Origin of the sequence: Agrobacterium sp. CCNWLW155 (assembly GCF_036888815.1) — a bacterium.
Classification (GTDB): Bacteria; Pseudomonadota; Alphaproteobacteria; order Rhizobiales; family Rhizobiaceae; genus Agrobacterium; species Agrobacterium radiobacter.
Map to the genome: position 1 here is coordinate 461,592 of NZ_JBAKFW010000002.1, position 13,177 is coordinate 474,768.

At 59.7% G+C, this 13,177-nt stretch carries 11 protein-coding genes; 10 read left to right on the forward strand and 1 reads right to left on the reverse strand.

Annotation, left to right across the window (positions count from 1 at the left end; all coding sequences use genetic code 11):
• Positions 1 to 13: 13 nt before the first annotated feature.
• The 9 genes from cheR to V6S97_RS10835 all read left to right on the forward strand — a co-directional run bounded on the left by cheR (position 14) and on the right by V6S97_RS10835 (position 8,964).
• The gene (cheR, locus tag V6S97_RS10795) at positions 14 to 922 is read left to right on the forward strand and encodes a protein-glutamate O-methyltransferase CheR (protein ID WP_003503478.1); all 909 of its coding nucleotides are present in this window, start codon (positions 14 to 16) and stop codon (positions 920 to 922) included.
• Entirely contained in the window at positions 919 to 1,974 is a 1,056-nt protein-coding gene (cheB, locus tag V6S97_RS10800; protein ID WP_003503472.1) for a protein-glutamate O-methylesterase CheB, read from the forward strand. The genes cheR and cheB overlap by 4 nt, the downstream gene beginning before the upstream one ends.
• Positions 1,974 to 2,363 carry a chemotaxis response regulator CheY2 gene (cheY2, locus tag V6S97_RS10805; protein WP_003503467.1) on the forward strand — a complete coding sequence of 130 codons (390 nt, stop codon included), beginning with the start codon at positions 1,974 to 1,976 and terminating at the stop codon, positions 2,361 to 2,363. Before cheB ends, cheY2 begins: the two co-directional genes overlap by 1 nt.
• Positions 2,360 to 2,905 carry a chemoreceptor glutamine deamidase CheD gene (gene cheD / locus V6S97_RS10810; protein ID WP_003503466.1) on the forward strand — a complete coding sequence of 182 codons (546 nt, stop codon included), beginning with the start codon at positions 2,360 to 2,362 and terminating at the stop codon, positions 2,903 to 2,905. The genes cheY2 and cheD overlap by 4 nt, the downstream gene beginning before the upstream one ends.
• A 14-nt stretch (positions 2,906 to 2,919) precedes the next feature.
• Entirely contained in the window at positions 2,920 to 3,303 is a 384-nt protein-coding gene (gene cheT / locus V6S97_RS10815) for a chemotaxis protein CheT (RefSeq protein WP_003503465.1), read from the forward strand.
• 128 nt (positions 3,304 to 3,431) lie between these two features.
• The gene (gene fliF / locus V6S97_RS10820; protein ID WP_003503464.1) at positions 3,432 to 5,114 is read left to right on the forward strand and encodes a flagellar basal-body MS-ring/collar protein FliF; all 1,683 of its coding nucleotides are present in this window, start codon (positions 3,432 to 3,434) and stop codon (positions 5,112 to 5,114) included.
• Positions 5,115 to 5,484: 370 nt separating this feature from the next.
• Positions 5,485 to 6,216, forward strand: coding sequence for a transcriptional regulator VisN (visN, locus tag V6S97_RS10825; protein ID WP_003503463.1), 732 nt, complete (start codon positions 5,485 to 5,487; stop codon positions 6,214 to 6,216).
• Positions 6,217 to 6,269: 53 nt separating this feature from the next.
• Entirely contained in the window at positions 6,270 to 6,971 is a 702-nt protein-coding gene (gene visR / locus V6S97_RS10830) for a transcriptional regulator VisR (protein WP_034496317.1), read from the forward strand.
• A gap of 145 nt (positions 6,972 to 7,116) precedes the next feature.
• Positions 7,117 to 8,964 carry a methyl-accepting chemotaxis protein gene (locus tag V6S97_RS10835; protein ID WP_003503461.1) on the forward strand — a complete coding sequence of 616 codons (1,848 nt, stop codon included), beginning with the start codon at positions 7,117 to 7,119 and terminating at the stop codon, positions 8,962 to 8,964.
• A gap of 51 nt (positions 8,965 to 9,015) precedes the next feature.
• Here V6S97_RS10835 and V6S97_RS10840 read toward each other — a convergent pair whose 3' ends face one another.
• Positions 9,016 to 12,525 carry a PAS domain-containing hybrid sensor histidine kinase/response regulator gene (locus tag V6S97_RS10840; protein ID WP_209787726.1) on the reverse strand — a complete coding sequence of 1,170 codons (3,510 nt, stop codon included), beginning with the start codon at positions 12,523 to 12,525 and terminating at the stop codon, positions 9,016 to 9,018.
• A gap of 218 nt (positions 12,526 to 12,743) precedes the next feature.
• Here V6S97_RS10840 and mscL point away from each other — a divergent pair, with 218 nt between their 5' ends.
• Positions 12,744 to 13,172, forward strand: a complete 429-nt coding sequence (gene mscL, locus V6S97_RS10845; RefSeq protein WP_003503459.1) for a large conductance mechanosensitive channel protein MscL — start codon at positions 12,744 to 12,746, stop codon at positions 13,170 to 13,172.
• Positions 13,173 to 13,177 lie beyond the last annotated feature (5 nt).

Consider the following 13,177-nt stretch of genomic DNA (forward strand, 5'->3'; position numbering starts at 1 on the left):
AAGCGGATCATCCATGGCAGCACTTAATTTCAGCGACCAGCGCCAGTCTCCCGACGACGTCCTTGCCAGCGGTGAATATCCGCTGACGAGACGCGACCTGTCGGAAATCGCGGCGATGATCTATGCCGATGCGGGCATCTATCTCAACGACACTAAGGCGTCGCTGGTCTATTCCCGCCTCTCGAAGCATATCCGCAATCTCGGCCTGTCAGGGTTCCGCGAATATTGCGCCCTTGTATCCTCACCGGAGGGCGCGCCGGCGCGGCGCGAAATGCTGTCGCACCTGACGACGAATTTCACCCGCTTCTTCCGCGAAAACCATCATTTCGAACATCTGCGTGATGACGTCCTGCCGGGCCTCATCGCCCGGGCGAAATCCGGCGGGCGCGTCCGCATCTGGTCGGCGGCCTGTTCCGACGGGCAGGAGCCCTATTCGATTGCGCTCACCGTGCTCGCCATGTTTCCGAATGCGGCGGATTACGATTTCAAAATCCTCGCGACGGATATCGACCCGAAGATTTTGGCGCAGGCCCGCGCCGGGGTCTATGACGACAACGCGCTCGAAACCGTGTCTCCCGCCATGCGCAAGCAATGGTTCGCGGAAGTCGATGCCGGCGGTCGCCGCAAGTTCCGCATTGATGACAAGGTCAAGCGCCTCATTACGTTCAACGAGTTGAACCTGATGACGCAGTGGCCCTTCAAGGGCAATTTCGACGTGATCTTCTGCCGCAACGTCGTCATCTACTTCGACGAGCCGACGCAGATGCGCATCTGGTCGCGTTTCGCCGGGCTGCTGCCGGAAGGTGGTCATCTTTATATAGGTCATTCCGAACGTGTGTCCGGTGACGCAAAGAACCTGTTCGACAATACGGGCATCACCACCTACCGCTACATTGGTCACGCATCCGGGAGGAAGGCATGAGCGCACTCGCACGGGTACTCGTCGTCGATGATTCTCCGACGATGCGCGGCCTGATTTCGGCCGTCCTCAAGGCCGATCCCGAAGTCGAGGTGGTCGGTCAGGCCGGCAACGCCATGGAGGCGCGCGCCGCCATCAAGCAGCTCAATCCCGATGTCGTGACGCTCGACATCGAGATGCCGGAAATGAACGGGCTGGAATTTCTCGAAAAGATCATGCGCCTGCGCCCCATGCCGGTCATCATGGTCTCGTCGCTCACCCACCGCGGCGCGGACGCGTCGCTGGCCGCGCTTGAAATCGGCGCTTTCGACTGTGTCGGCAAACCGGCGCCGGGCGATGCACGCCCCTTCGGCGATCTCGCCGACAAGGTGAAGGCTGCTGCCCGCTCGCAGCATGCCGCTTACCGCGCTGCGCGCCCGGAAGCCGCTGCCGCGCCGCAGCCGGTCCCGGTCAGCGAATATCGGGCGGGTCGCAAGGTCGTCGCCATCGGCTCCTCCACGGGTGGTGTCGAAGCGCTGATCGCCGTGCTGCAGAAATTCCCGGTCAACTGCCCGCCGACCGTCATCACCCAGCACATGCCGCCGACCTTCACCAAGAGCTTCGCCGAACGGCTGAACCGCATCTGCGCCCCCGTCGTGGAAGAGGCGACTGATGGCGCGCGCCTGCAGACCGGCAAGATCTATCTTGCACCGGGCGGCGAACGCCATCTGCAGATCGCCAACCGGTCTGCACCCTGCTGCCGGCTTGTCGAGCGCGATCCCGTCAACGGCCATCGCCCCTCGGTCGATGTGCTCTTCGATTCTGTCGCCGAGCTTGCCGGCCGCAACGCCGTCGGCGTCATCTTGACGGGCATGGGCCGCGATGGTGCGGCCGGGCTCTTGAAAATGCGTCATGCCGGTGCGCGCACCGTCGGCCAGAACGAAAAAACATGTGTCGTCTATGGCATGCCCCGCGTGGCTTATGAGCTTGGCGCGGTGGAACAGCAATTGCCGTTGGCCTCCATCGGTGAAGAAATCCTGAAACTAACCACTGCCCGCAAAGAAGGTGCTGACTAATGTCTCTCGCAGAAAAGATCAAAGTTCTGATCGTCGACGATCAGGTGACCAGCCGGCTGCTCCTCAGCGATGCGCTGACACAGCTCGGCTTCAAGCAGATCACCGCCGCCGGCGACGGCGAGCAGGGAATGAAGATCATGGAGCAGCAGCCCCATCATCTCGTCATCTCCGATTTCAACATGCCGAAGATGGATGGTCTCGGTTTCCTGCACGCCGTGCGGGCCAACCCGACCACCAAGAAGGCCGCCTTCATCATCCTCACCGCGCAGGGCGACCGCGCGCTGGTGCAGAAGGCAGCCCAGCTCGGCGCCAACAACGTGCTGGCCAAGCCCTTCACGATTGACAAGATGCGCGCTGCCATCGAGGCGGTTTTCGGATCGCTGAAATGATTGAAGCTGCGGCCAAGCGCGTACATATCATTCAGGGCGAGTACAAGGTCATCAGCGATCCCGACGTGGTCATGACGACGATACTCGGTTCGTGCGTGGCCGCCTGTCTGAGAGATCCCGTTGCCGGCCTCGGAGGCATGAACCACTTCCTGCTGCCGGGAACGGGCAATGTGACCGGCGGAGATGCGACGCGTTACGGCGTGCATCTCATGGAGCTCCTGATCAACGGCCTCCTGAAGCAGGGCGCGCGGCGTGACCGGCTGGAAGCCAAGGTTTTCGGCGGCGCGAAGACGATCGCCAGCTTTTCCAATGTCGGCGAGCAGAATGCCATCTTCGCCATGCAGTTTCTGAAGGATGAGGGTATTCCGGTCATAAGCTCCTCCACGGGCGGGGAACACGGCCGCAAGATCGAATTCTGGCCGGTCTCCGGTCGTGCACGTCAGCATCCGCTCAGCGGCGCGGAAACCCAGAAGACGGTTGCCTTGGAAACGCGTCCGGTGCCGGCCCCAAAGCCCGTCGCCAACGACATCGAATTTTTCTAGTCACGGAGTTTCCAATGCAGCTTGCAGAGCACACCGCCACCACTCCGTTCGAAGAAGCCCTGCCGGATGTTCTGATGCGCGTGGTATCGGAATTGCACGATGTCGCCTACCTTATAGAGCGCATCGAACCGCAATTGCTTGAAGTGACCAACGGTCAATTGTCGAGCGACGGCGTCAAGCTCCTGCAGGGCATCGACCTTGCCGTCCAGAAGACCCGTGGCCTTGCCGAATTCATCGATACCGTCACCGGCTCCATTCCCGGAGACTGGATCGTGGATGTCTCTACCGCGCTCAGCCTCGTCAAGCTTGCGGAAATGCAGAAGGCGCTCGGCGCCGCCTTCCGCCATGGCCATTCCCAGCCGCTCGACAAGGCCTCCGGCGACTTCGACCTCTTCTAGCGGCATTTCCGCCGTTGCCTGCCTCTTCGCGGAATGCGGAGAAAGGCAACGCTCGCGCAAGCTTCGCACCCTATTGTCATTACGGGGCCAAAAGGTCTCGGACTCTATGAATGACGGTGCGGAACAGAATGAATCTGTTAAATCAAATCCCTCAGGTCTTGAAGAATGTTGCTGCGCTGGGGCAGACACGGCTTTTGATGCTGGGCGGCGTGGGCGTTTTGTCCATGGCCATTATCCTTGCAGCAGCGCTTTACGTGAACCGTCCCGCTTACGAGACCCTTTATGTGGGGCTTGAAAAAAGCGACCTCAACAAGATCAGCATTGCGCTCGCCGAATCGGGTCTGGACTTTCAGGTAGGGACCGATGGTTCCAGCCTTCAGGTTCCCGTTGGGCTCACCAGCAAGGCACGGCTGCTTCTGGCCGAGCGCGGCCTGCCGGACAGCGCCAATGCCGGTTATGAGCTTTTCGACAATGTCGGTTCTCTCGGCCTGACCTCCTTCATGCAGGAAGTGACGCGCGTTCGCGCCCTTGAGGGCGAAATCAGCCGCTCCATCCAGCAGATTGACGGCATTGCCGCTGCACGCGTCCATATCGTCATGCCTGACGTCGGCAATTTCCGCCGTGGCGAACAGAAGCCCACCGCATCGGTCATGATCCGCGCCAGCGCCACCGCAGGGCGCAAGGCATCGGCTTCCATCCGTCACCTCGTCGCCTCGGCCGTTCCCGGCCTCGAGGTCGATGATGTGACTCTCCTCGATTCGACCGGCCAGCTTCTGGCCTCCGGCGACGACGTCACCAACGCCGCCATGAACCGCTCGCTGACACTGGCGCAGAATGTTCAGCAGGAAATCACGACCAACATCGACAAGGCGCTGGCGCCTTTCCTCGGCATGGACAATTTCCGCTCCAGCGTGACGGCGCAGCTCAATACCGACAGCCGCCAGATTCAGGAAACCGTCTACGACCCGGAATCACGCGTCGAGCGCTCCATCCGCACGGTGAAGGAAGACCAGAAATCCCAGGAAACGCAGCCGGATACGGCCGCGACCGTGGAGCAGAACGTACCGCAGGCAGCGCCCCAGGGCGGCGGCAGTGGCCCGCAGTCTTCCGACCAGTCGGCCAAGAAGGAAGAGCAGACGAACTACGAGATCAATTCCAAGACGGTCGCCACGGTCAAGAACGGCTATACCGTCGAGAAGATTTCGGTCGCGGTTGTCGTCAACAAGGGTCGCATCGCCAAGATGGTCGGCGAACCCGCCGATCAGGCCAAGATCGACGCCTATCTCGCCGAGATGCAGAAGATCGTAACCTCGGCGGCCGGCATTTCTTCCGATCGCGGCGATATGGTGACGCTCACCGCTATGGACTTCCTCGAAACGCAGCTGCTTGATGAAGCCGTAAGCGGGCCGGGCATCATGGAAGTGCTGAGCCGCAATTCGGCCGGCATCATCAACTCGCTCGCCTTCGTCGCCGTCGCCTTCCTCGTCATCTGGCTCGGTGTGCGTCCTCTGGTCCGCACGGTTACCGCCAACGGTGCAGCAGCGGGTCAGCTCAGCCAGGAGACTGCCGGTCTGGAACTGCCGGACTTCTCTCCCGGCATGGATGCCGGCGCAGGTGGTCTCATGGAAGGTTTCGGGGCGGATTTCGGCTTCGACAGCACCGACGATCTTCTGGCAGGCGGCGATGGCGAGGGCACATTCAACCGCCGGGTTCGCGAAGGGCCCGAACGCAGGCTCTCCCGCATGGTGGAAATCAGCGAGGAACGAGCCGCCAAGATCCTGCGCAAATGGGCGGTGGAAAAAGCAGCATAATATCAAAAAGGCCGGTTTTACCCGGCCTTTTTTCTGTTTTCGGGCTTTTTGCTATCCTTGGCGGGCGCATCGTGGCAATCTCGTTTTAGGACAGTGTTTACAAAAAATTCAGCAACGATACAGTTTGCTGGGAATTGGCTGAGAATGCCGTTTATGGATTGAACAGCTTTTCAGTATGTTTTTTTAGCAATAGACGAACAGTGAAATACGTGGAAAGGCTGGTGTCAGGTAATGGCAAATCCCAGTCCGTTCCATAAAATGAAGTGATTCGGTCTCCGGGGGCTTGCCGTCCCATTTTGGTAAGCTTCTCGAATGGAATGATTCCATCCCGAGGTATAATCTCCCACTGGGAGCAAGAGGGCGTAGGCGATTGAAAGTCGATGTTGATATCCGCAGGCTGTCTGCCAAGCCTATGGAGGGCATGGGTAAGCCCTTGCCACGCGATCAGCTTGCTAAAAACGTCGCAGCCACGGCTGCTGCCGGTAACGTTGCAGGCGCACTGGATCTGCTCGTAACCTATGCTGGCGCCTCGCATTATCTGCTGGCGCGGGATGATCTTCTCGAAGAAACCGGACTGAAATTCATCGTCACCTCCGACTGGCCTTTTGATCTGGTCCGCAGGCTTGGCCTTGAACTGGCCAACAGCCAGAACAGATCAAGCGAAATGGAGAAATGCCTTTCGCTTCTGCAGCCACGGCTGCTTTTCCTTCCCGATGATGTTGCGGTTCCCTACGGCATAGACCGGCAATATTCGGCGCTCTCCTTCTGCGTGGGCCGCATCCGGCTTTCTCTGCTGCTGCTGTTTCCCGAAGAAGCGGTGCCTTCGCCGGAAAGACTGCGCGAAATCGCCCTGCTGACGGGTTATTGCGTCAGTTTCGGCATTGCCAGCGAAGCAAAGACCGTGCGCGATATCGATCTCACGGAGCGTGAGCTTGAGTGCCTGTTCTGGATCGCGGAAGGCAAGACAAGTGACGAAATTGCGATGATCCTTGGCATTTCACGCAATACGATCAATAATTACATCACAAGCGTGATGCGGAAAACCGCGACAAAAACCCGCTCGGAGGCAATTGCCTACGCCGTGCGCAACAACCTCGTATAATGGTCGGACGGATGGTACAGACGAAAGACAATGAGGGTACAGGTCAAATGGGCATGTTTTACCGCAGCCCTGTCGTGACGAGCCGGTCGGATCTGTTTCCGAAGCTTGTCGCCATGCAGAAGCTGGTCGGCGCGCGCAATTTCGTGGTGACGAAAGCTGCCGCTTCCGGTTTCCCGAACAAGAAGAAGTTGACCTGCGAGCTGGAAAACTGGGGCATGAATGCCGCAGAACAGAGCACGCAGTTCATCCGCGCCGTCGGCGATATTCTTCTCGATCATATCGAGACATCGCTTCTGCCGGTGATATGGCGCAACAAGAATGCCGGCGGCTTTGCCGATCTTCCCGATGTGCCCGCACTTCTGCGCCGCATCGAGAACGACACATTGCCCTATGCGGGGCTCGCCCTGCCGGTGCGGCTTGGCACTATCGGCAACGGTTATATCGTCTTCTGCGGTACCAACCTCGTTCTCGACAATGAGGTCGTGATCGAGCAGCACATCAAATGCTGCGAGATCATGGTGGACATGCTGGCGCTGGACGAGCGCAAGGCAGCACCCTCCGAAGCCCTGAGCGAGAGGGAAATCGCCTGCCTGCAACTGGCGGGGGATGGCCGTATCAGCGAAGAAATCGCGGTCAAGCTCGGGCTTTCCGTGCACACCGTCAACGCTTATCTCGGTTCGGCGACGATCAAGCTCGATTCCGTCAACCGTATCCAGGCGATCGCCAAGGCTATCAGGCTCGGTTACATCCATTGATGGCGGGCGGGTTTTCCCGCCCCTCCCAGGCCGGCGGCCCCGAACCGGCATTTGCGCGCCCCCTAAAAGGCGCTATCGGCACTTCGCGTTTTTTTAACAGTTGCCTACTAGAACTTTTATAAGTTTGGCTTTGGGGAACTGTTTCATGCACAACCGGCTCTTTAAGTCCGTTGCTGGCAAGGTCGTCGCGTTGACGATCGGCCTGATCACGCTCAGCGTGGCGGCAGTTGGTTTTTCGACCTATATTCGCTTGAAGGACAACATCATCACCACCGCGCTGCGTGATACGCACAGCGCGATGCGCGGCATGTCTATCCTTTATGAGATGAAGGTCGGCGGCGTTGCCCTCGAAATGGTGGATGGGGACCTCAAAAGTGTGGGTCGCGCCAGCATCGGAACGATGCGCGACAATGATCTCGTCGACCGCACCGCAGCCGGTAACGGCGGTATTTCTACCGTGTTTGAAGCCAAGGGCGGCGAATTCATTCGCATGACCACCAATCTGAAGAACGAAAAGGGCGAGAGAGCAGCCGGCACCAAGCTTGCTACCGATCATCCCGCTTTTGCGAAAGTCTCCAAGGGTGAGGCCTATTTTGGCACCGCCACGCTGTTCGGCACCAGCTACATGACCGGTTACATGCCTGTCACGAACAAGACCGGCGCAACCGTCGGCATCCTGTTCGTGGGTGTTCCCATGGACGTCTACGATGCGCAGATATACAGCCTGCGCGACATGATGCTCATCTGCGGCGCGCTCGCCATGCTTGGCGTCGGACTGCTCGCCTACTTTGTCATCAAGCGCACGCTTCAACCCCTTGGCAAGTTGACCGATGCGGTGAAGTCCCTTTCGGACGGCAATCTCGATACGCCGATCCCTTACGCCACCAATACCAATGAATTTGGCAACATCGCCCGCGCGCTGGTGATTTTCCGCGAAAATGCGCTTGAGAAACTGGCGATCGAGGGCAAAAGCGCCGAAGAACGCTCTGCGGCGGAGTCCGAGCGTTACCGCAACGACGCCGAGAAACAGGAACTCGACAGCCAGATCGAATTTGCGGTCGGCGAGATCGCCTCTGGTCTCGGCAGGCTGTCGCGTGGCGATCTGAGCCGCACGATCGAGACGCCTTTCGCTGGCCGTCTCGACCGTCTGCGCACGGATTTCAACGAATCCCTCCTCAACCTGCGCGATGCGCTGGGGCAGATTCGTGAGCGCACGCTCATCATCCAGCATAGCGGCTTTGAAATCGAGCAGTCGTCGGTCGATCTGTCGAAGCGCACCGAGAATCAGGCCGCCTCGCTGGAAGAGACCGCTGCCGCTGTAGACGAAATCACTGTCACCGTCAGATCCTCGGCCGAGCGTGCGCGGGAGGCCAATGAGGCCGTGCGCATCACCAAGCAGAGCGCCGACAGTTCCGGTTCGGTCGTCAGCAACGCCGTCGACGCCATGGGCCGCATCGAAGATGCCTCGCGCAAGATCGAGCAGATCATCGAGGTCATCGACGACATTGCCTTCCAGACCAATCTTCTTGCCCTGAATGCCGGCATCGAGGCGGCGCGTGCGGGCGAAGCGGGCAAGGGTTTTGCCGTCGTGGCGCAGGAAGTGCGCGAGCTTGCACAACGCTCTGCCGACGCGGCGCGTGAAATCAAGCAGCTCATCAACCAGTCGACGCAGGAAGTCAGTTCCGGATCGAAGCTGGTGCAGGAGGCGGGCACCGTACTTTCCGCCATCAGCCGGCAGATCGTCACCGTCAGCCAGCATGTCGAAACCATCGCCACGGCAACGCAGGACCAGTCCTCGGCACTTCATAACGTCAACAGTTCCGTCAACCAGATGGATCAGATGACCCAGCAGAACGCGGCCCTTGCCGAACAGTCGAGTGCGGCCAGCAGCATATTGTCCGGAGAGGTGGAAGCGCTGCTCGATCTCGTTCAGCGTTTCCAGATGGAACATGGCTCGGCGACCGGCAGGGATCGATTGAGCCGTGCGGCCTGACACGCTTATTCAGACGTAAACACCTCCCGGATCGCAACATCCGGGAGTTTTTTATTCTGCCGCCGCGCGGGCCGTGCTGGATATCTGGTTGATGTAGGCCCGCAGCGCTGCCGGTTTGACCGGCTTGTGCTGGACGGAAATCCCGTATTTTTCCGCATCGCTGCGCACTTCCGGGCTGCGGTCCGCCGTTACAAGCAGGGCAGGGATCGTCTTGCCGTAAAATGTCCTGATGAGGCGGATGGCGCTGATGCCGTCGCCATCGTCCAGATGATAATCGGCGACGATGACATCGGGCGCTGCGGCCAAGGTGAGGAAGGGCTCCTCCAGCGTCGCCACGGAACCTGCGGGCAAAACCTCGCAACCCCATCCCGTCAGCAGCAGTGTCATGCCCTCGAGGATTTTCGGCTCGTTGTCGACGCACAGGACCCGGACGCCCTGAAGGCGGTCGCTGGCTGCGGGACTGGTTATCCCGCCATCGGTTTTTGCCGGCACGAGGCGATCCGCCTCGCGCGGCAGGTGGATGCGGAAGGTCGTGCCTTTTCCGGGGGTGGAGGTCAGCTGTACCGGATGGTGCAGCATGCGCGACAGTCGGTCGACGATGGAAAGACCGAGTCCGAGGCCGGATGCCGTTCTTGCACCCTCGTCCAGCCGGGCAAATTCCTTGAAGACGGTGCGAAACTTGGATGAGGGAATGCCGATACCGGAATCCGTCACCTGAATGACGACTTCACCGCCACGCCGGCGCGCACCGACGACCACCTTGCCCCTCAGTGTATATTTGATGGCGTTGGAAACGAGATTCTGTATCAGACGCCGCAGGAGGTTGGGGTCGGAGCGGACGGTCAGCGAGGTTGGCATGACCACGAGGTCCAGGTTCTTCTCCTGCGCCATCGGTGCGAAATCGGTCTCGATGCGTTTCAGCAACTCATTCAGCGGCACGGATGTCATGCGCGCCTTCATAGAGCCGGTGTCGAGACGGGAAATATCGAGGACAGCACCAAGAATGGTCTCCACCGATTCCAGCGCCGAATCGATATTGTGGACGAGATCGCTTTCGCCAGAAGCGCCAAGCCGTTCGACCAGCGAGGAGGAATAGAGGCGGGCGGCGTTCAGGGGTTGGAGAATGTCATGGCCGGCGGCGGCGAAAAAGCGTGTCTTGCCGATATTCGCCTCGTCGGCGGAGGCTCTTGCCTCCGCCAGTTCGCGGTTGACGCGGGTAAGCTCAACGGTTCGCTCCGCCACGCGCTGCTCCAGCGTTTCGTTTGCCTGTTTCAGCGCCTGATCGCTCGCCACCCGCTGGGTGATATCGGTGAAGGTGGCGACGATGCCTTTGTCCGGCATGGTGTTGGAGCGCACTTCGATGATGCGCTCGCCGCCCGCCAGCACCAGCGAGAAGGGCAGATCCATGGTCAGGAAGCTGGTGATCAGTTCATTCGTGTCACCGGCGGGCATATCGCCGCGTTCCTGCAGCATCGAAACGATATCCGTGAGCGGTACGCCCACCTGCCCGAACTGCTCGGGTAGATCGAGAAGGGTGCGGAAACGCCGGTTCCAGATGGTCAGCTGCTGCGAACTGTCGAAAACGGCAATGCCCTGATCCATCTGGGCGAGCGCGGTCTGCAGCATGTCCTGGTTATATTGCAGGGCCTCGCTCGCCTGATCGAGCAGCCATGCCGTATCCGCACTGGTGTCTTCCGCCTTCTGTAGAATGATCGAAAGCACCAGACGGGCGGAGGAGGAGCCGATGGCGCTGCCCAGCAGCTGTTCGGAGAAATGAATCAGCGCCATGTCCGCCGGCTGGTCGTCATTGAGCTTCCTGCCTGCCGTCTTTTCATAGGTCGCGAGTGACCGCAGCATGCGCTCCTCGCCGAGATAACGGGCGACCGCGCTTTTGAGATCACCGACGCTGACGCGGGTTTTCCAGCCGCGGGTGGCGAATTGCGATTTCGAGTGGCGCTTGACGAAGATGCCGGACTGGATGCGCTCCACCGGCCTCGGATTTCGCGAAAGCGAGCCGAGCACGAAGGCGAGGCTGTTGACGAGCAGGCTGAGAATGACCGCATTCACGAATGGGTCGGCTTCCGGCCCATTGAATACTGTGCTGCCGGAAAACAGGAAACCGAGAATATTGGCTGCCACCTCGGAATTGTCAGGCCCGCCGAAGCTTGGCAGGAACAGCAGATACGCCCAGACGAAGAAACCCGAACTCAGCCCCGCGATCGCGCCGCGGGCATTGGCGCGCCGCCAGAACAGCCCGCCGAAAAGGGCAGGGGCCATCTGCGCAATGGCGGCGAATGCCAGAAGGCCGATGGAGGCAAGGCCCGTGGCGCTATCGGCGGCGCGATAATAGCCATAACCCAGCAGCAGCACGGCAAAGATCGCCGTTCGGCGGATGTTGAGCAGCGTCTTGGCGAAGTCGTCCCGGTGCGGTGAGCGGTTCAACAGCTTCTGCCGCAGGAAGATCGGCATGACGATATCGTTGGAAATCATGATCGACAGCGCCACCGAAGCGACGATCACCATCGCGGTCGCCGCCGAAAAGCCGCCGATGAAGGTGATCAGCGACACGACCGGCATCTGATGATTGAGCGGCAATTGCAGCACGTAGAGATCGGCATCGCCATTGGCGCCGAGCGTCAGAATGCCGGCAAGCGCGATCGGCAGCACGAAGATGTTGATCGCGATGAGGTAGAGCGGCAGCAGGAACCCGGCCATACGCAGCTCTTCCGGCGTGCGGTTTTCAACCACCGTGACGTGGAACTGGCGCGGCAGCAGGATGATGGCGAAACCGGAAAGCAGCGTCATCACGATCCAGCGGCTGACGGGCGTGTGATAGGATATGGCCCGCATGGCCTGCTCATTATCCGTGGCAAGCTGCCACAGATGCGCGGGACCGTCGAAGAGGACGAAGAGTACGTAAAAACCGACGGTGCACATGGCGACGAGCTTGACCAGCGATTCCATCGAAATCGCCAGAATAAGCCCGTCCTGATGTTCGGTGGCATCGGTGTGGCGGGTGCCGAACATGACGGCAAACCCCGCCATGACGATGGTGACGACCAGTGGCAGATCGAGGAAATAAAGATTGCCGCTGCCAATGCCGTAATCGCCGGGATCGACCATCGTCGCCACCGAGCTGGAAACGGCTTTCAGCTGCAGCGCGATATAGGGAATGGCGCCGACGAGCGCGATGATGGCGACGATCATCGCCACGGTGGAATTCTTGCCGTATCGGGCGGCGATGAAATCCGCGACGGAAGTCAGTTTTTCCGTTTTCGCCAGTTCAACGATGCGGCGGATGATCGGCATGCCGATGGTGAAGGCGAGGATCGGCCCGGTATAGATGCCGAGAAATTCCAGCCCCCTGTCTGCCGCGAGCCCCACACCGCCGAAATAGGTCCAGGACGTGCAATAGATTGCCAGGCTGAGCGCATAGACGAACGGACGCCCCTTTTTCGGAGCGTTTCTGTTGCGGCTGTTCCTGTCCCCATAGCTTGCAACCGCAAACAGCAGCAGGACATAAGCGAAGGCCGAACCGAATATGATCCACCCAGGAAGCACGCATCCTCCCCGTGCAAGAGTTCCCTGATATCAGCATAGGCGAATTCCGGGCCGTTGAGAATGAGCGCGGTCTGATCATAAAGTTCAAGGCGCGCGTGCAAAAAAGCTAATAAATGCAATCCCGCGGATTCCAAATGATGCCCGGACCCTATATGGTTGAGCGCGTAGGGACAGTCACATAGCTTCAGCTCGCGAAGCAGGAGAGAGGGACAATCTGAATGCTTAACGAATTTAAAACCTTCATTGCCCGCGGCAATGTCATGGATCTGGCCGTGGGTGTTATTATCGGTGCGGCTTTCAGCAAGATCGTCGACTCCGTCGTCAACGATCTCATCATGCCGATCGTGGGGGCGATCTTCGGCGGGTTCGATTTTTCGAACTACTTCCTGCCGCTGAGCTCCAGCGTCAATGCCACCTCGCTCGCCGCCGCCCGCGATCAGGGCGCCGTCTTCGCTTATGGCAGCTTTCTGACGGTTCTCATCAACTTCCTTATCCTCGCCTGGATCATTTTCCTGATGGTCAAGGGCGTCAACAAGCTGCGCGATTCGGTTGAGCGCAAGAAGGTTGAGGAAAAGGCGGAAGCAGCTCCGCCGCCGGAAGACGTCAAGCTCCTCACCGAAATCCGCGATCTGCTGAAGACGCGTTGATTGCC